Origin of the sequence: Pseudarthrobacter enclensis (assembly GCF_001457025.1) — a bacterium.
GTDB classification, from domain to species: Bacteria; Actinomycetota; Actinomycetes; order Actinomycetales; family Micrococcaceae; genus Arthrobacter; species Arthrobacter enclensis.
Window position 1 is genome coordinate 419,362 of the sequence record NZ_KQ758599.1, and the last position, 21,879, is coordinate 441,240.

Here is a 21,879-nt window from a genome sequence, read left to right on the forward strand (position 1 = left end):
AGAATGCGGCGCCTCCCCGGGGAGGCGCCGCATTCGTGCATTAACGCAGAATCAGATGCGCTCCACCTTGACCGGCTCGGCCAGCAGCGCGCTCAGCGATTCATTCAGGTCCTGCACCGCGATGCCCTTGGAGTGCTTCTCCAGGTCCTCTTCGGAGGCCCACTGTTCGGTCAGCACCAGCTTCTCCTCGGTGGCCTCCGTCAGTTCATAGCGGATGCAGCCAGGCTCGTTCACCACCTCATCAATGGCGATTTCCAGGGCGAGCTTCACGCGGAAGAACTCGCCCTCGTTGGGGATGAAGGTTGCCTGCAGGTCGATCGGTTCACTCATGGATTTCACCTTACCGGCAGCGGCCGCCTGCTCCCGCCGTGTTGCGCGGCGGACATGCACCGCGGATGCTGACATGGCCGCCCGCCGGTTGGTAGCGTGCCAGCATGCGTGCATACACGGCCGGGGACACCGGCGTCCCGCTGCTTGAGGAGACCATCGGCGCGAACTTCGAGCGTGTGGCGGCCAGGTTCCCGTACCACGTCGCGCTCATCGAGGCGGCTCCGGTGCCGGGGGCCGACGCCCGCCGCTGGAGCTACAGCAAGATGAACGACGACGTCGACCGGCTGGCCCGCGCGCTCCTCGCCCTCGGCGTCGGCAAAGGGGAGCGGGTGGGGATCTGGAGCCCCAACTGCGCGGAGTGGACGCTGCTGCAGTACGCCACCGCCAAGACCGGTGCCATCCTGGTCAACGTCAACCCCGCGTACCGCAGCCATGAGCTCGAGTTCGTGGTGAAGCAGAACGGCATGCGCACGCTCGTGGTGGCGCCGTCGGACCGGAACAGCGACTACGTCGGCATGGCCCGCCAGGCGCTCGCCGGCTGCCCCGACCTGCGGGAACTGGTGTTCCTGCCGGACCCCGGCGCCGGCCTGGACGACGCCGTGTCCCCGCTCAGCGACGCGGAGCTGACGTACGCCGAGCTGCTCAAGCGGGCTGACGCCGTCGGACACGACGCGTTGAAGGCCCGCATGGCGGAACTGGACCCGCACGATCCCATCAACCTGCAGTACACCTCCGGCACCACGGGATTCCCCAAGGGCGCCACCCTGACCCACCACAACATCCTCAACAACGGCTTTGCCATCGGTGAGCTGCTCGGCTACACCGAACACGACCGGGTGGTCATCCCGGTGCCGTTCTATCACTGTTTCGGAATGGTGATCGGCAACCTCAACGCCCTCAGCCACGGCGCCGCCACCATCATTCCCGGCCGCGGGTTCTCGCCCGCCGCGGCACTGGAGGCCGTGCAGGACTTCGGCGGAACCTCCCTGTACGGGGTGCCCACCATGTTCATCGCCGAACTGGCCCTGCCCGATTTCGGCTCCTACGACCTTTCCACGCTCCGCACCGGGGTGATGGCCGGTTCGCTGTGCCCCTTCGAGGTGATGAACCACGTCATCGCGGACATGAACATGAAGGACGTGGCCATCTGCTATGGCATGACCGAAACCTCCCCGGTGTCCACCATGACCCGGCAGGGCGACACCCTGGAGCACCGCACGCAGACGGTGGGCCGGACCATGCCGCACCTGGAAAGCAAGATCGTGGACCCCGGCACGGGAGAGGTCCTGGAGCGGGGAGGGATCGGTGAGCTGTGTACCCGCGGCTATGCGGTGATGGAGGGGTACTGGAACCAGCCGGAGAAAACGGCGGAAGCCATTGACGCCGAGGGCTGGATGCACACCGGCGACCTCGCCCGGATGGATGGGGACGGCTACGTTGTCATTGAGGGCCGGATCAAGGACATGGTGATCAGGGGCGGCGAAAACATCTACCCGCGGGAGATCGAGGAGTTCCTGTATACCCACCCTGCCATCCAGGACGTCCAGGTCATCGGGGTGCCGGACGACAAATACGGCGAGGAGCTGATGGCGTGCATCATCCTCAAACCGGGGTCGGAGCCTTTTGGCCCTGCGGCCCTGGCGGAGTTCTGCCGCGGCAGGCTGGCGCACTACAAAATCCCCCGCTACGTGGACATCCGGGAAAGCTTTCCCATGACCGTGTCCGGGAAGATCCGCAAAGTGGAGATGCGCGAGGAAGCGGTGGCCCGGCTGGGGCTGTAAGGGAGGAACTCCCCGGGCCCGGTGACGGCGGCACGGGCTGCGGCTTCCCTAGCGGCCTTGGGGGCCGCGGCGGGAAGCCCGCACCGCCAGGATGGCCAGGGCGAGGGCGGCTGCTGCACCCGCCACCGCCAGGAGCAGCCTGGTGCTGCGGCCGCCCAGCGACGGCCCCGGCGAATCCTTCCTCGCCGTCCCCGGGGTTCCGCCGGCGGTGACCTCCCGCGGCGACAGCTCCCACTCGGACGGGTCGGGGAGAATGCCGGGCGGCAGCTTCTCCTGCCGCAGCCTGCGCCGGGTTTCGAGTTGTTCGCGGACCTCCTCGTTCGGGGCGGGCACCGCGTCATCGGCAGCCAGCGCGGCGGGAAAGTCGATGATGTAGGACTTTCCGTAGAAGGCGGCTGACGCCACCGAGTCCAGCCAGGTGGGCGGCGGGGGCTCGACGCCGCGGCGGGCGAATTCGGCCCGCAGCCTGTCCTTGATGTCCTCGAGGTCCTTGCCCTGGGAATCGCGCGTCACCTCGAAGATGGCCATTTGGAGCTGGACATTGCTGTCCGCTTCGGTGCCGTGGTTGCCGTTGTTTCCGTTCGTTGCCGCGTCCATGGTGGCAAGGTACCCACCGGGGCCGCGGATCACGCGTCCGCGCAGTGGGTGAGTTCCCGCGGGCGTTCAGTGCCGGCGATGGTCCTGGATGGTCATCCGCGGCCCGAACGTCGGCTTCCGGAAACCGGTGCTCTGGATCATCCGCACCACGCGCTGCCGGTGGCCGCTCCAGGGCGCCAGCAGTTCGATCATCCCGGCGTCGTCGGTACGGCGCCCCGTGAGCGCCGCCCCCACATAGGCTGCCAGGTGGTAGTCGCCGACGGCGATCGAGTCCGGGCAGCCGTGGGTCCGCTGCACCACTTCCGCCGCCGTCCAGATTCCGATTCCCGGTATGGTCTGCAGCTTCGCGCCCGCCTCCACGGCGGGAAGTGCCGCCAGCCGTTCAAGCGCGACGGCGGAACGCAGCGCCCTCATGACCGTCGCCGAGCGCTGGGGCCCCACGCCCGCCCGGTGCCACTCCCAGCTGGGGATGCCCAGCCACCCGGCGGCAGTGGGCGGCACCAGCAGGTCCGCCGGTGTCGATGCCCCGGCCGGCGGGGCCGGGGTCCCGAACTTCGTGACCAGGTACCGGTAGCCGCGCCGGGCCTCGATGACGGTCACCTTCTGTTCCAGGATGATGGGCACCAGCTGGTCCACCATCCGGCCGCTGGCGGGAAGCCGCAACGCCATGCTCCTCCGCCGTGCCTCGCGGACCATCCGGGGGAGGGTGGCGTGGAAGCCGGGTTCATCGAACCCGGACCAGTCGTCATCCGCTCCGAGCAGCCGGGGCGCCGCCCGCACGGCGTGCCCCGCGCCGGGTCCCCAGCCCTGGATGTCCACGCGGTCACGGACCGGCCGCCCGGCGTCGTGCCCTGTTCCTGCCGCACCCCCCACCGCGCTGAACCGCAGCGTGGCCGGACCGTCCGGCGTCGCCACCGCGTTCCAGATGACGCTGCCCTGGACGTTGAAGGAGGGGTCGCTGTTGCCCCGCAGCAAGGGGCCCACGGTACGGGCCAGGCTGTAGGGGGCGTCCGGGTACCAGCACAGCGACACGTCGGCGCCGGCGGCAAGCCGGGGCGGTGCTTCTGCGATGGTCATGTCTTCCATGGTCCCACGGCCCCCTGACAACGGCGCCCGGACGGGCGGGGCCCACCGCTTAAAACCCGGGCTCGACGGGACTAAAATCCAGGCTGTGGTGCGGAGCCGCCGCGCCCGGATGGAAGGGCAGGAGAACGCCATGGGCGGAGTAGTGCATTTCGAAATCCCCGCGGACGACCGTGAACGGGCCGCGGAGTTCTACCGGCAGGCTTTGGGCTGGACGCTGGAGCCGGTTCCGGGCATGGATTACTACACCAACGTGACCACCACGCCGATGGACGCCCAGGGCAGGCCCACAGAACCAGGCGCGATCAACGGCGGCATGATGGACCGTGAACCGGACTTGGCGTCCCCGGTCATCACCGTGGACGTGCCGGACATCGACGCCACCCTGAAGACGGTCCAATCACTGGGCGGTTCGGTGGTGCGCCCCAAGGAAACCATCCCCGGAATGGGCCACTTCGCCTACTTCAAGGACACCGAGGGAAACGTAATGGGGCTGTGGGAGAACCTGCCCGCCGGCAGTGCGGGTCAGTGAAGCCCGGCCAAGGCCATGAGTGCCGTGATCCAGGTTCTGGCGGGCATCACCGGGCTGACCCTCGTTTCGGTGGGCCTGCTGGAAGCCTTCGCCTACAAGAACCAGCGGCTGTACCCTATCTTCCTGATCAGGCCTGAAGACACCGGAGCGGTTCGGCTGTGGACGGTGAACGTAGGGTTCTACAACATTGTCTGGGGCCTGTTCGGGATTGCCGGTGTGCTCATCGCCAACTCCGGGGACGTTGCGACAGGCCGGACCATCGTGACCATGATGTGCATAGCGCACGCCATCCTGGGCATCGTCCTGGTGATCAGTGAGCCGCGGCTCTGGCTCAGCGGCATCGGCCAGTCATTCTTGCCGTTGGTCATTCTGTGGCTCATCTTCACCGGCTAGGACGCCGCCGTCCGGGGAGGGCAACGGACGAATCATTGCATCCCGGACACGGCCCACAGCGCCAGCACGGCCAGGGGCAGGGTCAACAGCAGCGCCACCAGTCCGGCCAGGGCGAAGCCGCCCCACCGGACGGGTACGTTGAGGACCCGGAGACGCTCGTGCCACAGCAGCGTGGCCAGTGAAGCCCACGGGCTGACCAGCGGGCCAAGGTTGACGCCTATGAGCAGTGCGGCCAGCCGGGCGGGGGAGTCCGCCACCGGTTCCAGGGCCAGGTAGGCCGGCAGGTTGTTGACCGCGTTCGCGGCGCCCGCCCCGACCCCTGCCAGCTGCAGCAGCGCCGGCAGGGCCTCACCGGACCCGGCGACGCCGTCCAGCAGTTGCGTGAGCCCGTTGGCGTGCAGGGCCTCCATGAGCATGAACAGTCCGGCCGTGAGCATCAGCGGACGCCACGGGACCATGGACCAGCGCAGGGCCTGCGGCCGGCGGCGGAGAAAAACGGCAAGGAGGAACACCGCGGCCGCCAGGGCGGGGTACTGGACCGGCAGGCCGGAGACCAGGGCGGGCAGCAGCACCACCAGCGTGCCGGCGGCGAGCAGCAGCAGGGGCCGGTCCGAGGCCGGCCGGACAGGCCGGGGCCGGTACAGCCCCCGCAGGTCCCGCCGGAACGCCAGCCACAGCAGGGTGATGGGAACCAGCAGCCCCACCAGCGCAGGCGCCCACACCAGGCCGGCGAACTGCACCGGGCTCAGGCCAAGCCGCTCCTGGGCCAGCAGGTTGGTCAGGTTGGACACCGGCAGCAGCAGCGAGGCCGTGTTGGCCAGCCAGATACTGGTCAGCGCAAACGGCAGCGGCGGAATCCCTGCGTGCATGGCCAGCAGTACCACCACCGGCGTGACCAGGACTGCGGTGGTGTCCAGTGACAGGAACACCGTGGACACCGTGGCCAGGGCAATCACCAGGAGCCACAGCGTGAAGACCCGGCCCCGGCCCAAGGCGGCAAGGCGGCCGGTCACGGCACGGAACAGGCCTGCTTCGTCCACCAGCTCGGTCACCAGGGACATCGCCAGGACGAAGGCAAGGATGGGCACCGTCCGCCCGGCCAGTCCGGCAAACGCCGGAAGGGGGAGGATGCCTGTGGCCAGGGCTGCCAGGCCTGCCGCAAGCGCGGCGCCGGGCAGCAGGTAACTGCGGCCGGCCCTGGCCCACGCGAACTGCTTCACCGCCCTATCGTCGCATCCCGGGCGGGGCCGCGCCGGGAGGAAGCGGTAGCTTTGTATCTATGAAGTACGCCCAGTCCATCCTGGACCTCATCGGCAACACCCCGCTCATCAAACTGAACCACGTCACCGAGGGCATCAAGGCCACGGTCCTGGTCAAACTGGAGTACCTGAATCCGGGCGGATCCATCAAGGACCGCATCGCGGCGCAGATGATCGAGGACGCCGAACGGGAGGGCAAACTGCAGCCCGGCGGCACCATCATCGAGCCCACCTCAGGCAACACTGGCGTGGGCCTGGCCCTGGTGGCGCAGCAGAAGGGCTACAAGTGCGTGTTCGTGGTCCCTGACAAGGTGGGCGAGGACAAGCGCGCCGTCCTGCAGGCGTACGGCGCCGAAGTGGTGGTGACCCCCACCGCCGTTCCGCCGGACAGCCCCCAAAGCTACTACGGCGTCTCGGACCGCCTGGTCCGGGAAACACCGGGTGCCTACAAGCCGGACCAGTTCTCCAACCCGGCTGCGCCCGGAAGCCACTACCGGACCACCGGCCCGGAGATCTGGCAGGACACGGACGGCAGGGTGACCCATGTGGTCATCGGCGCGGGCACCGGCGGCACCATCACGGGTACCGGGCGCTACCTCAAGGAGGTATCGGCAGGCAGGCCGGAGTCCGACGGCGGCGTGGTCCGGATTATCGGCGCGGACCCGGCAGGTTCGGTCTACTCGGGCGGCACCGGACGGCCCTACTTCGTTGAAGGCGTGGGCGAGGACATGTGGCCGGCCAACTACGACAAGTCCGTCCCGGACCAGGTCATCGCCGTCACCGACGCCGATTCCTTCGCCATGACCCGCCGGCTCGCCCGGGAGGAAGGCCTGCTGGTGGGCGGATCCTCCGGAATGGCCGTGGTGGCTGCCCTCCAGGCCGCGAGGGACCTGCCCGAGTCAGCGGTCGTCGTCGTCATCCTGCCCGACTCCGGCCGCGGCTACCTGGCCAAGATCTTCAACGACCAGTGGATGCGCTCCTACGGGTTCCTCTCCGGCGGCGAGGAAACCTCCGTGGGCGAGGTGATCAAGTCCAAGAACGGTGAATTGCCGGACCTGGTGCACATCCACCCCAATGAGTCCGTCCGCGACGTCATCAACATCATGAACGAGTTCGGCGTCAGCCACATCCCGGTCCTCTCGCAGGAGCCGCCGGTGGTGATGGGCGAGGTCCTGGGAGCCGTGGACGAACGGACCCTGACAGCCAAGCTGTTCCGCGGCGAGGCCAAACTGACGGACAAGATCGCCGAACACATGGGCCCCAAGCTGCCCGTCATCGGCTCGCTGGAAAGCATCTCGGCGGCCCGCGAACTGCTCTCCGACGTGGACACCGTCATGGTGACGTTCGTCGGCGCCCCCATCGGCATCCTCACCCGGCACGACCTGCTGGCCTACCTCAGCCATTAGATTCCGGTGGTTGGGCTTGTCGAAACCCGCTTCGGCAAGCCCAGCCGCCGTTTGGAAGGAGCATCATGACAACCTCTGAACACCAGGGCTTCAACACCCGCGCCGTGCACGCCGGCCAGGCTTTCGAGCCCCGCACCGGCGCCGTGGTCCCGCCGCTTCACTTCAGCTCCACCTATGCGCAGGACGGCATCGGCGGCCTGCGCAGCGGCTACGAATACGGCCGGGGAGGTAACCCCACCCGGGATTCCCTGCAGGAGCAGCTGGCAGCGCTGGAACTGGGCACGCACGCCTACAGCTTCAGCTCCGGCCTGGCCGCGGAGGACGCCCTGATCCGTGCCCTCACCCGGCCCGGTGACCACATCGTGCTCGGCAACGACGCCTACGGCGGCACGTACCGGCTGATCAGCCGGGTGCTGGGTGACTGGGGGATCGGCAACACGCCGGTGGACATGGCCAACCTGGATGCCGTCCGCAGTGCCGTGGCTGCCCACAAGACCCGCTTCGTCTGGGTGGAGACCCCCTCCAACCCGCTGATGAAGATCACCGACATCGCCGCGCTCGCCGGCATAGCGCACGACGCCGGGGCCCTCCTGGTGGTCGACAACACCTTCGCCTCTCCTTACCTGCAGAACCCGCTCGCCCTGGGAGCCGACGTCGTGGTCCACTCCACCACCAAGTACATCGGCGGCCACTCCGACGTGGTGGGCGGCGCCGTGGTGGTCAAGGACGCCGAGCTGGCGGAGAAGATCGGGTTCGTCCAGTTTGCGGTGGGCGCCGTGTCCGGGCCGATGGACGCGTTCCTGACCACCCGCGGCCTAAAGACGCTGGGCGTGCGGATGGACCGGCACAGCGGGAACGGCCAGGCTGTGGCCGAATGGCTGCTGGAACGCCCCGAAGTTGAGGCCGTCCTGTATCCGGGTCTGCCGTCCCACCCCGGGCATGAACTGGCCAAGAGCCAGATGCGCAGCTTCGGCGGAATGGTCTCGGTGCAGTTCAAGGGCGGTGAGGCAGCTGCCCGGAAGGTGGCCGAGTCCACGTCCGTGTTCACCCTCGCCGAGTCCCTGGGCGGCATCGAATCCCTGATGAACTATCCGTCCGAAATGACCCATGCCTCCGTCAAGGGCACCGAGCTGGCCGTCCCGGTCAACCTGCTCCGCCTTTCCTGCGGCATCGAGGACAAGGAAGACCTGATCGCTGACCTGGAGCAGGCTTTCAGCTCGATTCCGTAGCACGGCCGCGCACCACCCCGAATGCTGGCTTTCTTCAAGAAAGCCAGCTAGGGTGTTGCGCATGCCACTTCGATCCGACTGGTCCGGCCACAGCTGCAGCATTGCCCGCGGCATGGACATCCTGGGCGACCCCTGGACCATTCTTGTCCTCCGCGAGCTGTTTTTCGGCAACGGCCGCTTCGATGCGATGAAGAGCCGGCTCAAGGTGGCGGACTCCGTGCTCACCAAGCGCCTCGCAGGCCTGGTTGAGGCGGGGTTGCTGGAGAAAAGGGCGTATGGCGACGGCGGCCGCACCCGGCAGGAGTACGTCCTCACCGCCATGGGCGAGGACACCCTCCCGGTCCTCAACGCGGTCACCATCTGGGCCGAGAAGCACCTGGCCGCCCCGTCCGACCAGGCGCACCTCTACGTCATCCATGCCGGCTGCGGCAAAAGCACCACGTCGGCAGACACCTGCACGGAGTGCGGCGAGCGGCTGACCGCGGCCAACACCAGCTGGCACAGCCGCGCCAGGTCAGAGCAGCCCATCCGCTTGACCGCGGCCGGTGGCAGGGAGGCTGCCGCATGAGCACCCTCCCCGACGAAGCGGCTGTTCCCGACGAGCAGGTCGCAGCTTCCGGCCCCCGGACACCGCGGCGGCGCCTGCACCCGGCATGGATTGTGGCCGCGGTGGCCTTCCTGGCCCTCGTGGGAGCCGCAGGTTTCCGGGCAGCTCCGGGCGTCCTCATGGTGCCGCTGCAGCAGGAGTTCGGCTGGTCCACCACGGTCCTGTCCGCGGCCGTCAGCATCAACCTGGTCCTCTTCGGACTGACCGCCCCCTTCGCCGCTGCCCTGATGGAGCGCTTCGGGATCCGGAAAGTCACCGCCACGGCACTGGTGCTCATCGGCATGGGCAGCGCCCTCACCGTGCTGGTCAACCAGTCCTGGCAGATCCTCCTGACCTGGGGCCTGCTGATCGGCCTGGGGACCGGGTCCATGGCGCTGGTCTTCGCGGCCACCATCGCCAACACCTGGTTCACCAAAAGCCGCGGCCTGGTGATCGGCATCCTGACCGCCGGCAGCGCCGCGGGCCAACTGGTCTTCCTGCCGTTCATCGCCGTGCTCGCGCAGGATCCGGGCTGGCGGCAGGCGTCGCTGCTGATCGCCGCAGGGGCCCTGGCGGTGGTCCCGCTGGTGCTGAAGTTCCTCAAGAACTCCCCGGCCGACGTCGGGGTCCTGCCCTACGGCGCCGAACCGGCCGCAACTCCACCGCCGGCCGCCGCGCCGGACACCGGGCCGCGTGCCAACGCAGCTGTCCGCGCGCTGCAGGTGCTGCGCCGGGCCAGCAAAATCAGGACCTTCTGGGCGCTGGCCGCCGGGTTCGCGATCTGCGGCGCCACCACCAACGGACTCATCGGCACCCACTTCATCCCCTCCGCCCACGACCACGGAATGCCCGAAACCACCGCGGCGGGCCTGCTCGCCGTCGTCGGAATCTTCGACATCGTGGGCACCATCGCCTCCGGCTGGCTGACCGACCGTTTCAATCCGCGGATCCTGCTGGCCGTCTACTACCAGTTCCGGGGGATCGGCCTGCTGGTCCTGCCGCTGCTGTTGAGCGCCGAGGTGCGGCCCAGCATGATCGTGTTCGTGGTGATCTACGGCCTGGACTGGGTTGCCACCGTCCCGCCCACCGCCGCCATTTGCCGCGAGGTGTTCGGCGCGGACGGCAGCGTGGTCTTCGGCTGGGTCTTCGCCGCCCATCAGCTCGGCGCGGCCGCGGCAGCCCTCGCCGCCGGCGCTCTCCGCGATGCCACCGGCCACTACACCTACGCGTGGATGGGGGCCGCGGCCATGTGCACCATCGCGGCCATCATCAGCGCCACCATCCGGAAGCACCATGGCGCCGGGGAAGCGAAGGCGGAGACAGAGCCCGCAGCTGCGTGAGGGCGGCGCGCTCAAGGAGGCCGCACGCGCGGCTAGGCTGGGAAGCATGGAATCCACGCCGCCAGCACCTGCCCGCAACGTTGCCCTCATCACCGGGGCAGGGCGGCTGGCCGGCATTGGCGCCGGGATCGCCCGCAAGCTCGCGGCCGACGGGTGGGACCTGGTGCTGGCCTACTGGCAGGAGTATGACGAGCGGATGCCGTGGGGGAGCGAACCCGAGGACGTCGTCCGCCTGACCGCCGAGCTTGAGGCGATCGGCGCCCAGGTCCACGTCCTGTCCGCCGACCTGCAGGATCCGGGAGTGCCGGACCGGCTGGTGGCTGAGGCCGTGCAGCTCGCCGGACCGCTGCAGGGGATGGTGCTCAGCCATGCGGAGTCAGTGGACTCCGGCATCCTGGACACCAGCCTTGAGTCCTTTGACCGGCACTTCGCCGTGAACACGCGGGCCAGCTGGCAGCTGATTGCCGCGTTCGCCCGGCAGGCAACGGACGACGGCGGCGCGATCGTTGCGCTGACCAGTGACCACACTGCGTTCAACCTTCCCTACGGCGCGTCGAAGGGGGCACTGGACCGGATCGTGATTGCCGCGGCGCGCGAGCTCGGCCCGCAGGGAATCTCCGCGAACGTCCTCAACCCCGGCCCCGTTGACACCGGCTGGATGGACGACGACATCCGGAAGTCCGCCGTCGAACGCCAGCCCACCGGCCGCCTCGGCACCCCCGCAGACGTCGCCGGGACGGTGGCGTTCCTGCTGTCCCCGGCCGGCCGCTGGGTGTCCGGGCAGCTGATCAAGTCCGACGGTGGCTTCTCGGCCTAGGTGCCCGGGCCCCCTTCCCGGCTCCCCTCCCAACTAGGTAGCGCCAAGTGCCGTTTTGAGCCCCCAAAACGGCACTTACTGCTACCTGGTTGGGGAATGTAGGGCCCCGAAAGCGGTCAGCGGAAGGCGGACAGGCCGGTGATGTGCTGGCCCAGGATCAGGGTGTGGACCTCGTCCGTTCCCTCGTACGTCCGCACGGATTCCAGGTTGGCGGCGTGCCGCAGCGGCGGATAGTCCAGGGTGATGCCGTTGCCGCCCAGGATGGTGCGGGCCTCGCGGGCGATGGTGATGGCCTGGCGCACGTTGTTCAGCTTGCCCAGCGAAATCTGCTCGGGCCGGAGCTTACCCGCATCCTTCAGCCTGCCCAGGTGCAGCGCCAGCATGGTTCCCTTCTGGACCTCCACCAGCATGTTCACCAGTTTCTCCTGCGTGAGCTGGTACCCGGCCAGCGGCCTGCCGAACTGTTGCCTGTCCTGGGAGTAGGCCAGGGCCGCTTCGTAGGAGTCGCGGGCCGCCCCCATGGCGCCCCACGCGATCCCGTAGCGGGCTTCGTTCAGGCAGGTGAACGGGCCCCGGAGCCCGAACGCGCCCGGGAGCAGGGCCTCCGGACCCAGCCTGACGCCGTCGAACTCCACGTCACACTGGATGGACGCGCGCATGGACAGCTTCTGCGTGATGGGTGTGGCGGTGACGCCAGGCGTTCCCGCCGGCACCAGGAAGCCGCGGACGCCGTCCCCGGTCATCGCCCACACCACCATGACCCCTGCCACGGACGCCAGCCCAATCCAGCGTTTGGAGCCGTTGAGCACCCACCCAGCATCCTCGCCGCGGCCGTCACGCTCAGCGGTGGTGGCCATCGAGGACGGATCGGACCCGGCAGACGGCTCCGTCAGGGCAAAGCAGCCAATCAGCTCGCCGGCGGCCATCCGCGGCAGCCACTCCTGCTTCTGCTCCTCGGAGCCCCAGGTGTGGATGGCCGTCATGGCCAGCGACCCCTGCACGGAAACGAAAGTACGGATCCCGGAGTCTCCTGCTTCCAGTTCCATCGCCGCCAGGCCGTAGTCGACGGCGGACCGGCCCGGGCAGCCATAGCCGTCCAGGTGCATGCCCAGGACACCCAGCTCACCCAGTTCCGGGGCAAGTTCCACCGGGAACACGCCATCCTCGTACCACCGCGCAATGTCCGGTTTGATCCGCTGGACGGTGAAGTCACGGACCTTCTGCCGCAGGGCACGCTCATCGTCGCTGAGCAGGGAATCCAGATCCAGGACGTCGGATGCGCCCGGCAGGTCTGTCATGTCCTGGCCAGGAAGTAGCCGCGGGTGGAGGGCAGGAACCGGCAGACGGCTGCAAGCACCACGCCCAGGGCCAGCAGCACCACACCGCTGACGAAGGCGCCGCCGACGCCGAAGATCTGCGTGTCGCCGTAGGCGGGGTCCCACATCTGCACCGCCGAGATGAAGAAGGCCGCAGTAAGGAGCAGCGCGCCCAGCAGCGGGAAGATGCCACGAAACCACAGGTTGCGGGCCGATGCGCGGAGGGTGCCCCGGAAGTACCAGAAGCAGGCGAACCCGGTCAGTGCATAGTAGAACGCGATGAAGAGGCTGATGGCACTGATGGAATCCGCCAGCAGGTTCTCGCTGAGGAAGCTCATGGCCACGTAGTACGCCCCGGCCGCGATGCCCATCACCTTGGTGGAGAAGCCCGGAGTCTGGTTCTTCGGGTGCACCTCGCCGAACTTGGGCGGAAGCGCCCCATGGGTTCCCATGGACAGGGTCCCGCGGGCCGTGGGCAGGATGGTGGTCTGGGTGGAGGACAACACGGAGGCCAGGACCGCGACGACGATCAGCCAGCCCCACGGGCCCAGCACCACGTCCTTCATGGCCAGGAAGACGTCGTCCTGGTTGGCCTCGTTGCCCAGGCCGATGCCGTCGCTGCCCACGGTGGCGTACATCATGACCAGCAGCGCAACGGAAACATAGATGGCCACCAGGACGAACGCGGAGATCACGGCGCCCCGGCCAGGCGTTGTGGACGGGTTTTCGGTTTCCTCGTTCAGGGCCAGGCAGGTGTCCCAGCCCCAGTAGATGAACAGGGCCAGCAGGGCCCCGTGCACCACGGCCCCGGGATCGGCGAAGGCGCCTATCGGGTTGAACCACTCAAAGTCGAACGCCTGTCCCTCCGGCGGGCCGCCCACGATCCTGATCACGATCGCCAGCGCAAAAATCCCCAGGGCGATGTACTGCACGTAGGTCAGGACCCGCTGGACGTGCTCGCCCAGCCGGATGCCCCGGTAATTCACGAGGGTCATCAGCGCGATGAAGAGCACGCCCGTGCCGGTGACCAGCAACTTGTTCTGGGCCAGTGATCCGTCACCGATGAGCAGCCACAGGTACTGCCCGGCCACTTGGGCCAGGTTGGCAAGCACCACGATCCCGGCGAGCGCCACGCCCCAGCCGCCCAACCAGCCCGCCCAGGGGCCGAAGGCCCTGCGGGACCAGTTGAAGGTGGTGCCGCAGTCTGGCATGGCGCTGTTCAGTTCACGGAACGCATAGGCGATGAACAGGACCGGGATGAAGCCGAGCAGCAGGATGAACGGCGTGTAGTTTCCGTTGACGGAGACGATGAGGCCCAACGTCGCCGCCAGGGAGTACACCGGTGCCGTGGAGGCCAAGCCAAGCATGACGGAGTCGCCCAGGTCCAGGATGCCGGCGCGCAGCCCCTTGGCCTGGACCGTGGCGCCGGACGGACCGCCCGGGCCATCCGCCGTCGTCATGTCAGTGCTCATAGCGTGATACCTGCCTTGCTGGAGGAAGTTCCGGCGCCCAGCGGTGCGGGCGCGTCAATGGTGTTGGGCACGAAGCGGCAGAAGTAGTCCGTGATGGGGCCATCCGATTCCCGGATGCCGCAGCCCACGGACTCGCCGTCCACCACCCACAGGCCCAGGACAGGGTGGTTGCCGTCGAAGTCGGGCAGTGGGTGGTACTGCTGGTAGCACCAGCCTTCGCGTCCGTACCCGCCGGGCTGCTCCAGGCTGAGTCCCGGTGCGTGGATTTTGATGTTGTCCCCTTCGCGGCCGTGCAGCGGCTTGGCCACCCACTCGGTCAGCGGGCCGGGATTGTCCAGGTACGCCGGCAACAGGTTGGGGTGGTTGGGGTAGAGGTGCCAGAGCGCGGCCAGCAGCGCCTTGTTGGAGAGCAGCATCTTCCAGGCCGGCTCCACCCAGCGCGGGTTGTGGGCGCGTTCCAGCAGCCGCGGACCGAACGGCTCCTTCACCATCTGCTCCCACGGGTAGAGCTTGAAGATGGTGCTGATCATGAAGTTGTCCATGTCCACGAACCGGTTCAGGTTGGGGTCCCAGCCGATATCGGACATGTTGATGCCGATGGTGGTCCACCCGGCCTGGCTGGCCACATCCCGCATGTAGGCAGCCGTCATCCAGTCCTCGCCGGATTCCTCCACCTCGGAGTGGGCCACGTGCAGCGTGGACATGCCGGTGCGGTATTGGAACTTCTTCCACTGCCGGATCAGGGCCTCGTGGATGCCGTTCCACTGGTCCTTCTCCGGGAAGACGTCCTGCAGCCAGAACCACTGGGCTACGGCGGCCTCGATCAGGCCCGTGGGGGTGTCGGCGTTGTATTCGAGCATCTTGGCGGGACCGCCCTGCCCGTCATAGATGAAGTCGAAGCGACCGTAGACATCCACGTCACCGGCCTGCAGGGATGCTGCGGCGAGCTCCAGGGCCTGGGGGCCGATGCCGATGGGCCCCATGGCGCCGGTGGCAAGGAACTTGGCCGCCTCGAGGCACATACGGTGCATCTCTTCGGCCGTATTCTCCAGCGTTTCCACCTCCGCCTCGGTGAACTCGTAGTAGGCGGACTCGTTCCAGTACTCGATCTTCCGGCCGTCGTCCATGGTGGTGGTGGAGAAGACCAGGCCCTGCTCTTCGATTTTCTGTTTCCAGCCCGGGCGGGGGGCTGCCGGCAACCGCTTCACCCTCAGCCTCCCGAGCTCTTGCCGCCGCTGGTACCGCTCTTGGCGCTGGTACCGAATCCGCCGCGGCTCACCGTGCCGCCCTTGGAGCTGTACCCAGTGGAGGCCTTGGCGCCGCTGGGAACGGTCCTGGTGTAGTTGGGCGCGGTGGACCGGTTCTGGCCAACGGCCGGGACCGCGGCGCCGCGGGAGTAGAAGTACCAGGCGTACAGCCCGCCGCTGCGGCCGGCGGAGCTGTCGCAGTTGCGGTCCTCGACGCGCTCGCCGGTTTCGTCGTTGAAGCACACCTGCGCGTATTCAGGATCGTCCTGGTTGCTGGCCACGACCGCGGTGATGGTTCCTGCGAGCAGTGCTGTCACGCCCAGGCCCACGACGACGGTCCGCCGCTGGGAGCGCTTCTTCCGGGCCGCTTCTTCCTGGCGCTGCTTCTCCCGGTCCCGGGCAAACGGGTCCACCGGGGTGACGGGCTGGTTCAGGAGGTCGGGGCGCAGGTCCGGTTTGGGCACCTGCCACGGGGGAGGCTTGGGGGCGTTGGCGCCGCCGGCGGGCGCAGCACCGTCACCGGCCGGCCCGTCCTGCGGGCGTTGGTCCTGCCCGTCCTTGGGATCCTTATCATCTTGATCCACGGCGTCCCCCTTAGTCATCCACGTGAATTGGGCACAGCGCTGCACCCCAAGTTGTGATCTGCACATCAGCGTAGCCGCTGCCGGTGCCCGGCTGCGAGCCTCAAGAGGGGGAGAACTGCCCACGGCGGAGCGTTGGCGGCCTGACCCTAGACTTATGCCATGGAAACCGCTTCACTGCTGGCCGTCTGCCGTGTCCACCAGCTCCTGCCGGATGCCTCAAGCGTAGGTGTGACCGCAATCGACAAGCGCCCGGCGGAGGGCCCCGTGAAGGTGCACCGGCTGGGCCTGACGGGCGACATCCAGGCCAACCGGGCCCACCACGGCGGACCCGACCAAGCCATTTACGCCTATTCCCAGGCCGACGCCGACTATTGGAGTGGCGTGCTGCAGCGGGACGTGCCGCCGGGAGAATTCGGGGAAAACCTGCGCGTCGCCGGCATTGATGCCACCGGTGCGGTCATCGGCGAACGCTGGCGGATCGGGCTCGACGTCGAGCTGGAAGTCACGTCGCCGCGGACTCCCTGCGCAACCTTCCAGCGGCGGCTGGGGGAGCGCCAGTGGGTCAAACGCTTCACCGACGAGGGGCGCGTCGGCGCCTACCTCAGGGTGGTCAGGACCGGCAGCATCCAGGCCGGGGACCACATCCATCGCGTCTTCGTTCCGCGTCACGGGGTTACCGTGGGCAAGTGGTTCAGCGACCCGGACGTTGAGGCCATGGAAGCGCTCAGGGACGCCGAGGCCGACGGCGAGATCCGGCTGCAGCAGCCCGAGTTTGGAAAGAAGTTCGAGGCCCTGCTGCGGCGGCTGGGGCAGTAGCCCGGACCGGAAGCAGCCCGGCGGATGGCGGGAGTGTGCCCAACCTCACCGCCGCCGTCGTCCGCTTAATTACCGGCAACGGCGGGGGGTACCTTACACTGGATACATCCCCCACTCCGGAAATCCCTTTTTCCTGCCCAATTCTTGAGGCAGGACTGGCAAGTGTTGGGGCCCGCGAACCGGCGGGCATTTTCATAGGGAGAGCCGGCTGAAGAAAACGCTGTACAGACTGCTGGGATAGCAGCCAAGAGATGCAGCGCGAAGTCCTGCCACGGGATTGCGAAAGCGCCGGACTTCTGTGACCGGCCGGTCAATGTTTGCCCGGCATCCCGGCACATGTACTGCGGCTCCGCTCACCCACGGGTAGTGCCGCCTGGCCCCCTATGGATGAGGAACATCTCCCTATGCCCGAAAACCAGAACGACACCACCGTGATCGACGAAGCTCCCGCCGTTGCGGCCGAGGCACCCGCCGCCCCGCAGGGCGAGGACGAGGGCGGCGTCAAGTTCGCTGACCTCGGCATCGACGGCCGTGTCCTTGCCGCCCTGCAGGACGTCGGCTACGAAAAGCCTTCCCCCATCCAGGCAGCCACCATCCCGCTGCTGCTCGAAGGCCGCGACGTCGTCGGCCTGGCCCAGACCGGTACCGGCAAGACTGCAGCATTCGCAGTGCCGGCCCTGTCCCGCCTGGCCGAACTCCACGACCTGAACGGCCCGTCCCGCAAAACCCAGGCCCTGGTCCTGGCACCCACCCGTGAGCTCGCGCTGCAGGTGGCCGAGGCCTTCACCTCCTACGCCAAGCACATCGACGACTTCACCGTGCTGCCCGTCTACGGCGGCTCCGCCTACGGCCCCCAGCTCGCCGGCCTGCGCCGCGGCGCCCAGGTGGTCGTGGGAACCCCCGGCCGCGTGATCGACCACATCGCCAAGGGCTCCCTGGACCTGTCCGAGCTCCAGTACCTGGTGCTGGACGAGGCCGACGAAATGCTGCGGATGGGCTTCGCCGAAGACGTGGAGCAGATCTTCCAGCAGACCCCCGAGGACCGCCAGGTGGCGCTGTTCTCCGCCACCATGCCCGGCCAGATCCGCCGCATGTCCAAGCAGTACCTGAACGACCCCGAAGAGGTCTCGGTCAAGACCAAGACCTCCACCGGATCGAACATCCGCCAGCGCTACCTGCAGATCATGGGCCCGCAGAAGCTGGACGCCATGACCCGCATCCTCGAGGTGGAAGAGTTCGACGGCGTCATCGCCTTCGTGCGCACCAAGATGGCCACCGAGGACCTGGCGGACAAGCTGAAGTCCCGCGGTTTCCAGGCTGCAGCCATCAACGGTGACATCCCGCAGCAGCAGCGCGAGCGCACCGTCGACGCGCTGAAGGAAGGCCGGATCGACATCCTGGTGGCCACGGACGTCGCCGCCCGCGGCCTGGACGTGGAACGCATCAGCCACGTCATCAACTACGACATCCCGCACGACACCGAGTCCTACGTGCACCGCATCGGCCGGACCGGCCGCGCGGGGCGCAACGGCGACGCCATCCTGTTCATGACGCCGCGCGAGAAGTACCTGCTGCGCGCCATCGAGAAGGCCACCCGCCAGTCGGTGGAGCAGATGCACCTGCCCACGGCCGAAACCGTGAACACCCTCCGCCTGGGCAAGTTCGCCGAGCGCATCACCGAGACCCTCGCCTCCGAGGACGTGGCCATGTTCCGCGACCTCATCGCTTCCTACGAGGAGGAGCACAAGGTGCCGGCAGCAGAAATCGCTGCGGCACTGGCCGTGATGGCCCAGGGCGGCCAGCCGCTGCTGGTCAAGGAACTGCCGGCGGCTCCGGACTTCCAGAAGCGCGAGCGCAGCAAGGACGGCTTCGGCTCCCGCGGGCCTTCCCGCCCGCTGACCGAGGGCAACGCCACGTACCGCATCGCGGTGGGCCGCCGCCAGCGTGTCATGCCCGGCTCGATCGTGGGCGCCATCGCCAACGAGGGCGGCATTTCGTCCTCGCAGATCGGCGGCATCGACATCCGTTCGGACCACTCTCTGGTGGAGCTGCCGGCGGACCTGAGCCCGGAGCAGCTGCGCGCCCTGTCCCGGACCCGGATCGGCGGCGAGCTGATCCACCTGGAGCTGGACTCCGGACGCCGCCCCTCCGGCGGGGACCGTGGCGACCGCGGCGGCTACCAGGGCAACCGTGGCAACTTCAAGGGCAACGGCGGGTTCAAGAAGGACTTCCGGAAGAACGACGGCGAGCGGTCCTCCGCTGACCGCGGCGGCCGCTCCTACAGCGAACGGTCCGAGCGCAGCTTCGGCCACGGCGACGGCTCGCGCAAGCCGCGCCACGGCGCTGACGGCGGGCACCGCGACTACAACCGCAAGGGCAAGTGGTAAGCCCACCGCAAGGTAAACCATGCGCGACGGCGACGGGCCGGCTTTCGAGCCGGCCCGTCGCCGTCGTTTAACGCCGCGGAGGGCCGCGAAGCGTTGGGCAGGCCTCCAGGTGCGTGACGCCCATGCCGGCCTGCAGACAGGGCCGGGAGGAGTGTGGTGATGGACACATTCGGGCCGGAACCGCCGGGCGGGCCGCCCGGAAGGTTCCTCCCGCGGCCTCTCGAGGGCTTCTTCACGAGGGCTGAAAACCGCGGAAATCCGCGGAAAAAGGGGCGTGCGACGGCGAACTGCACGGCCGTGGGACGCCGCCCCAGGGGCCCGCAGCCCCGATTTGTTGGTGCGCAAATCTTCCGGTAGAGTATTTACTCGTTGCCCCCCTAGCTCAGTGGTAGAGCGCGTTCTTGGTAAGAACGAGGTCACCGGATCGATTCCGGTGGGGGGCTCTGAATGAGGGCCTGCGTCAAGGCGGTTTTGACCGGCTTGACGCAGGTTTTTCTCATTCGTGGCGGTGTAGCTCAGTTGGTTAGAGCGCACGACTCATAATCGTGAGGTCGGGAGATCGAGCCTCCCCACCGCTACAGGACAAGCCCCCCGGATCACGGATCCAGGGGGCTTTCCTGTTTCCCGGATCCGCAGTAGCTTGGCAGCAACCGGCGGACAGGGGATTCGATGGACTTCATCACGCAGGTCATGGAGCCTTTCAGATGGCTGATGTCCGCCATCCTGGTGGCTTTCCACGGCGGGCTGTCATCGTTGGGCCTCCCGGCGGATTCCGGCATCGCCTGGACGCTCGCCATCGTGGGACTGGTGCTGGTGGTCCGGGCCGCGTTGATCCCCGTCTTCCTCGCGCAGGTCCGCGCCCAGCGCCGGATGCGGCAGCTGCAGCCGGACCTGGTGGCGCTGCAGGAGAAGTACAAGGGCAAAACCGACCAGCAGTCGCGGCAGGCCATGGTGCAGGAGCAGATGGCCCTGTACCGGAAGCACGGCACCAACCCTTTTTCCGCCTGCCTGCCGCTGCTCATCCAGGCGCCGTTCTTCCTGGGCCTCTTCCAGGTGCTCGCCGGCATCCCGGACGCGGCCCGCCAGGGGGCAGGCATCGCCGCGATGGGCCAGGACCTGGTGCGCCAGTTCGACGCGGCCACCATCGCCGGGGCACCCCTGTCCGCGTCGCTGCTGCACGGCGGCGGCGACCCGGCCGCCGTCGCCGTCCTGGCCGTCGCCATGATCCTGCTGATGACCCTCTGCCAGTTCCTTACGCAAAAGCTCGTGGCTGCCCGCACCTTCACCGCGGGGGACCCGGACAACCCGCTGGTCCGGCAGCAGCGGATCCTGCTGGTGGTCCTGCCCGTGGTGTTCGCCACCGGCGGCGTCTTCTTCCCCCTTGGCGTGCTGGTCTACTGGACTGTTTCCAACCTCTGGACGCTGGCCCAGCAATACGTGGTGACGCGGCGTACCTGATGCGCTGACGGCCTGTTTACAAATACCGGGAGCAGGACAACAATGGGCGCACCAGCCAGCGCCCCGCCCTCCAGGACCAGCCATGACCATTCTCAGATTGATCCCCGACGCCGAAGCGGACGGCCCGCAGGCCGGCATCTACGCGGAGGACATCCGGTCCCTCGGATACGTGCCCAGCCACACCAGGGCCATGAGCCTCAACCCCGAGGCCTACCTTGCCTGGGAAGCCCTGACCGGGGCCATCAGCTCCTCGCTGGGCCTGCGGCGCTACGAGCTGGTGACGCTGGCGGCGGCGCAGGCCCTGGGGTCAACCCACTGCCGCCTGGCGCACGGGAAGAAAACGCTGTCCATCATGGAGGAGTCGGAACTCGCCGCCATCGCCAGGGACTACCGCCACGCCGGCCTGCCGGACGATGAAGTGGCCATGATGGACTACGCGGTCAGGCTCAGCACCGACCCCGTGGCCATGACCGACGAGGACGCCCGGCAGCTGCGGGACCTGGGCTTCACGGACCGCGCCATCGCAGACATCACGCTGGCCGCCGCTGCCCGGAACTTCTTCAGCCGTGCCCTGCTGGCCCTGAACGTGGACCTTGACATCCCGGCAGGCCTCAGCCCGGACCTCCAGGCGGCGCTGCTGGAACCCCTCCCGTTCCGGGCGGCGGAACACTAGCCGATGGCACAACTGGTTTACGGCGGCATCGCCTCCCTGGACGGGTATGTGGCGGACAGCAACGGAAACTTCGACTGGAGCACCCCGGACGAGGAAGTGCATGCGTTCGTCAACGACCTGGAGCGGGATACCGGAACGTACCTGTACGGCCGGCGCATGTATGGGGTGATGTCCGCCTGGGAAACCCTGGGCACCCGGGAGGATCCGCCGGTCATCCGGGACTATGCGCGGATCTGGAAGGCTGCGGACAAGATCGTCTACTCGGCCACCCTGGGCCAGGCCGCCACACCGCGGACCCGGGTTGAGCGCCGCTTCGATCCGGAAGCCATCCGGGCCTTGAAAGCCACGGCTGTCCGGACCATCAGCATCGGCGGGGCCACCCTCGCGACGCAGGCCCTCCGTGCGGGCCTCGTGGATGAGTGTGCGCTGTTCCTCAACCCGGTGGCGGTCGGGGGAGGAGTGCCGTTCTTCCCGCAGGGTCTGGTGACCAGGCTGGAACTCCTTGATGAACGCCGGTTCGGCAACGGCGTTGTCTATCTCCGCTACCGCTGCCTGGCCTAGGGGCAGAATGGG

General features: G+C 68.1%; 21 protein-coding genes and 2 tRNA genes. 15 read left to right on the forward strand and 8 right to left on the reverse strand.

Features of this window, described 5'->3' with window-relative positions; all coding sequences use genetic code 11:
* Positions 1 to 51 precede the first annotated feature (51 nt).
* Positions 52 to 330, reverse strand: a complete 279-nt coding sequence (locus tag AS031_RS01860; protein WP_058266436.1) for a putative quinol monooxygenase — start codon at positions 328 to 330, stop codon at positions 52 to 54.
* Positions 331 to 434: 104 nt separating this feature from the next.
* On the opposite strand from AS031_RS01860, the gene AS031_RS01865 reads away from it, so the two are divergent.
* Positions 435 to 2,111 carry an AMP-binding protein gene (locus AS031_RS01865; RefSeq protein WP_058266437.1) on the forward strand — a complete coding sequence of 559 codons (1,677 nt, stop codon included), beginning with the start codon at positions 435 to 437 and terminating at the stop codon, positions 2,109 to 2,111.
* Between the two features lie 48 nt (positions 2,112 to 2,159).
* Here AS031_RS01865 and AS031_RS01870 read toward each other — a convergent pair whose 3' ends face one another.
* On the reverse strand, positions 2,160 to 2,708 hold the full coding sequence (locus tag AS031_RS01870; RefSeq protein WP_141688733.1) for a hypothetical protein: 549 nt from the start codon (positions 2,706 to 2,708) through the stop codon (positions 2,160 to 2,162).
* Between the two features lie 66 nt (positions 2,709 to 2,774).
* Positions 2,775 to 3,785 carry a DNA-3-methyladenine glycosylase family protein gene (locus AS031_RS01875; RefSeq protein WP_058266439.1) on the reverse strand — a complete coding sequence of 337 codons (1,011 nt, stop codon included), beginning with the start codon at positions 3,783 to 3,785 and terminating at the stop codon, positions 2,775 to 2,777.
* A 139-nt stretch (positions 3,786 to 3,924) separates the two neighbouring features.
* On the opposite strand from AS031_RS01875, the gene AS031_RS01880 reads away from it, so the two are divergent.
* The gene (locus tag AS031_RS01880) at positions 3,925 to 4,323 is read left to right on the forward strand and encodes a VOC family protein (RefSeq protein WP_058266949.1); all 399 of its coding nucleotides are present in this window, start codon (positions 3,925 to 3,927) and stop codon (positions 4,321 to 4,323) included.
* 15 nt (positions 4,324 to 4,338) lie between these two features.
* On the forward strand, positions 4,339 to 4,716 hold the full coding sequence (locus AS031_RS01885; protein WP_058266440.1) for a DUF1304 family protein: 378 nt from the start codon (positions 4,339 to 4,341) through the stop codon (positions 4,714 to 4,716).
* Positions 4,717 to 4,748: 32 nt separating this feature from the next.
* Here the strand turns inward: AS031_RS01885 and AS031_RS01890 are convergent, their stop codons facing one another.
* The gene (locus tag AS031_RS01890; RefSeq protein ID WP_058266441.1) at positions 4,749 to 5,936 is read right to left on the reverse strand and encodes an SLC13 family permease; all 1,188 of its coding nucleotides are present in this window, start codon (positions 5,934 to 5,936) and stop codon (positions 4,749 to 4,751) included.
* 59 nt (positions 5,937 to 5,995) lie between these two features.
* Here AS031_RS01890 and AS031_RS01895 point away from each other — a divergent pair, with 59 nt between their 5' ends.
* The 5 genes from AS031_RS01895 to AS031_RS01915 all read left to right on the forward strand — a co-directional run bounded on the left by AS031_RS01895 (position 5,996) and on the right by AS031_RS01915 (position 11,353).
* The gene (locus AS031_RS01895; protein ID WP_058266442.1) at positions 5,996 to 7,381 is read left to right on the forward strand and encodes a cystathionine beta-synthase; all 1,386 of its coding nucleotides are present in this window, start codon (positions 5,996 to 5,998) and stop codon (positions 7,379 to 7,381) included.
* A 65-nt stretch (positions 7,382 to 7,446) separates the two neighbouring features.
* Positions 7,447 to 8,610, forward strand: a complete 1,164-nt coding sequence (locus tag AS031_RS01900; RefSeq protein WP_058266443.1) for a cystathionine gamma-synthase — start codon at positions 7,447 to 7,449, stop codon at positions 8,608 to 8,610.
* A 61-nt stretch (positions 8,611 to 8,671) separates the two neighbouring features.
* A complete protein-coding gene (locus tag AS031_RS01905; RefSeq protein ID WP_058266444.1) occupies positions 8,672 to 9,178 on the forward strand; it encodes a winged helix-turn-helix transcriptional regulator in 507 nt (168 codons plus the stop codon).
* Positions 9,175 to 10,536: an MFS transporter gene (locus tag AS031_RS01910; RefSeq protein WP_058266445.1), complete on the forward strand. Its 1,362-nt coding sequence runs from the start codon at positions 9,175 to 9,177 to the stop codon at positions 10,534 to 10,536. The genes AS031_RS01905 and AS031_RS01910 overlap by 4 nt, the downstream gene beginning before the upstream one ends.
* Positions 10,537 to 10,582: 46 nt before the next feature.
* Entirely contained in the window at positions 10,583 to 11,353 is a 771-nt protein-coding gene (locus AS031_RS01915; protein ID WP_058266446.1) for an SDR family oxidoreductase, read from the forward strand.
* Between the two features lie 116 nt (positions 11,354 to 11,469).
* Here AS031_RS01915 and AS031_RS01920 read toward each other — a convergent pair whose 3' ends face one another.
* Genes AS031_RS01920 through AS031_RS01935 form a run of 4 tightly spaced genes read right to left on the reverse strand, consistent with a single transcriptional unit; the run spans position 11,470 to position 15,990 of the window.
* Positions 11,470 to 12,651: an acyl-CoA dehydrogenase family protein gene (locus AS031_RS01920; RefSeq protein ID WP_058266447.1), complete on the reverse strand. Its 1,182-nt coding sequence runs from the start codon at positions 12,649 to 12,651 to the stop codon at positions 11,470 to 11,472.
* The gene (locus AS031_RS01925; protein ID WP_058266448.1) at positions 12,648 to 14,141 is read right to left on the reverse strand and encodes an APC family permease; all 1,494 of its coding nucleotides are present in this window, start codon (positions 14,139 to 14,141) and stop codon (positions 12,648 to 12,650) included. Before AS031_RS01925 ends, AS031_RS01920 begins: the two co-directional genes overlap by 4 nt.
* A complete protein-coding gene (locus AS031_RS01930; RefSeq protein WP_058266449.1) occupies positions 14,138 to 15,349 on the reverse strand; it encodes a glutathionylspermidine synthase family protein in 1,212 nt (403 codons plus the stop codon). The genes AS031_RS01925 and AS031_RS01930 overlap by 4 nt, the downstream gene beginning before the upstream one ends.
* A 2-nt stretch (positions 15,350 to 15,351) precedes the next feature.
* Positions 15,352 to 15,990, reverse strand: coding sequence for a hypothetical protein (locus AS031_RS01935; protein ID WP_058266450.1), 639 nt, complete (start codon positions 15,988 to 15,990; stop codon positions 15,352 to 15,354).
* A 141-nt stretch (positions 15,991 to 16,131) separates the two neighbouring features.
* Between AS031_RS01935 and AS031_RS01940 the strand changes: the two genes are divergently transcribed.
* The 7 genes from AS031_RS01940 (at position 16,132) to AS031_RS01970 (ending at position 21,867) form a co-directional block, all read left to right on the forward strand.
* The gene (locus AS031_RS01940) at positions 16,132 to 16,788 is read left to right on the forward strand and encodes an MOSC domain-containing protein (protein WP_058266451.1); all 657 of its coding nucleotides are present in this window, start codon (positions 16,132 to 16,134) and stop codon (positions 16,786 to 16,788) included.
* A gap of 404 nt (positions 16,789 to 17,192) precedes the next feature.
* Positions 17,193 to 19,175 carry a DEAD/DEAH box helicase gene (locus AS031_RS01945; RefSeq protein ID WP_058266452.1) on the forward strand — a complete coding sequence of 661 codons (1,983 nt, stop codon included), beginning with the start codon at positions 17,193 to 17,195 and terminating at the stop codon, positions 19,173 to 19,175.
* Between the two features lie 371 nt (positions 19,176 to 19,546).
* A tRNA-Thr gene (locus tag AS031_RS01950) sits at positions 19,547 to 19,618 on the forward strand.
* Between the two features lie 61 nt (positions 19,619 to 19,679).
* A tRNA-Met gene (locus tag AS031_RS01955) sits at positions 19,680 to 19,753 on the forward strand.
* A 91-nt stretch (positions 19,754 to 19,844) separates the two neighbouring features.
* A complete protein-coding gene (gene yidC / locus AS031_RS01960) occupies positions 19,845 to 20,633 on the forward strand; it encodes a membrane protein insertase YidC (RefSeq protein ID WP_058266453.1) in 789 nt (262 codons plus the stop codon).
* 82 nt (positions 20,634 to 20,715) lie between these two features.
* A complete protein-coding gene (locus AS031_RS01965) occupies positions 20,716 to 21,306 on the forward strand; it encodes a carboxymuconolactone decarboxylase family protein (RefSeq protein WP_058266454.1) in 591 nt (196 codons plus the stop codon).
* A 3-nt stretch (positions 21,307 to 21,309) separates the two neighbouring features.
* Complete coding sequence (locus AS031_RS01970) at positions 21,310 to 21,867, forward strand: dihydrofolate reductase family protein (protein WP_058266455.1); 558 nt, start codon at positions 21,310 to 21,312, stop codon at positions 21,865 to 21,867.
* Positions 21,868 to 21,879: the final 12 nt, after the last annotated feature.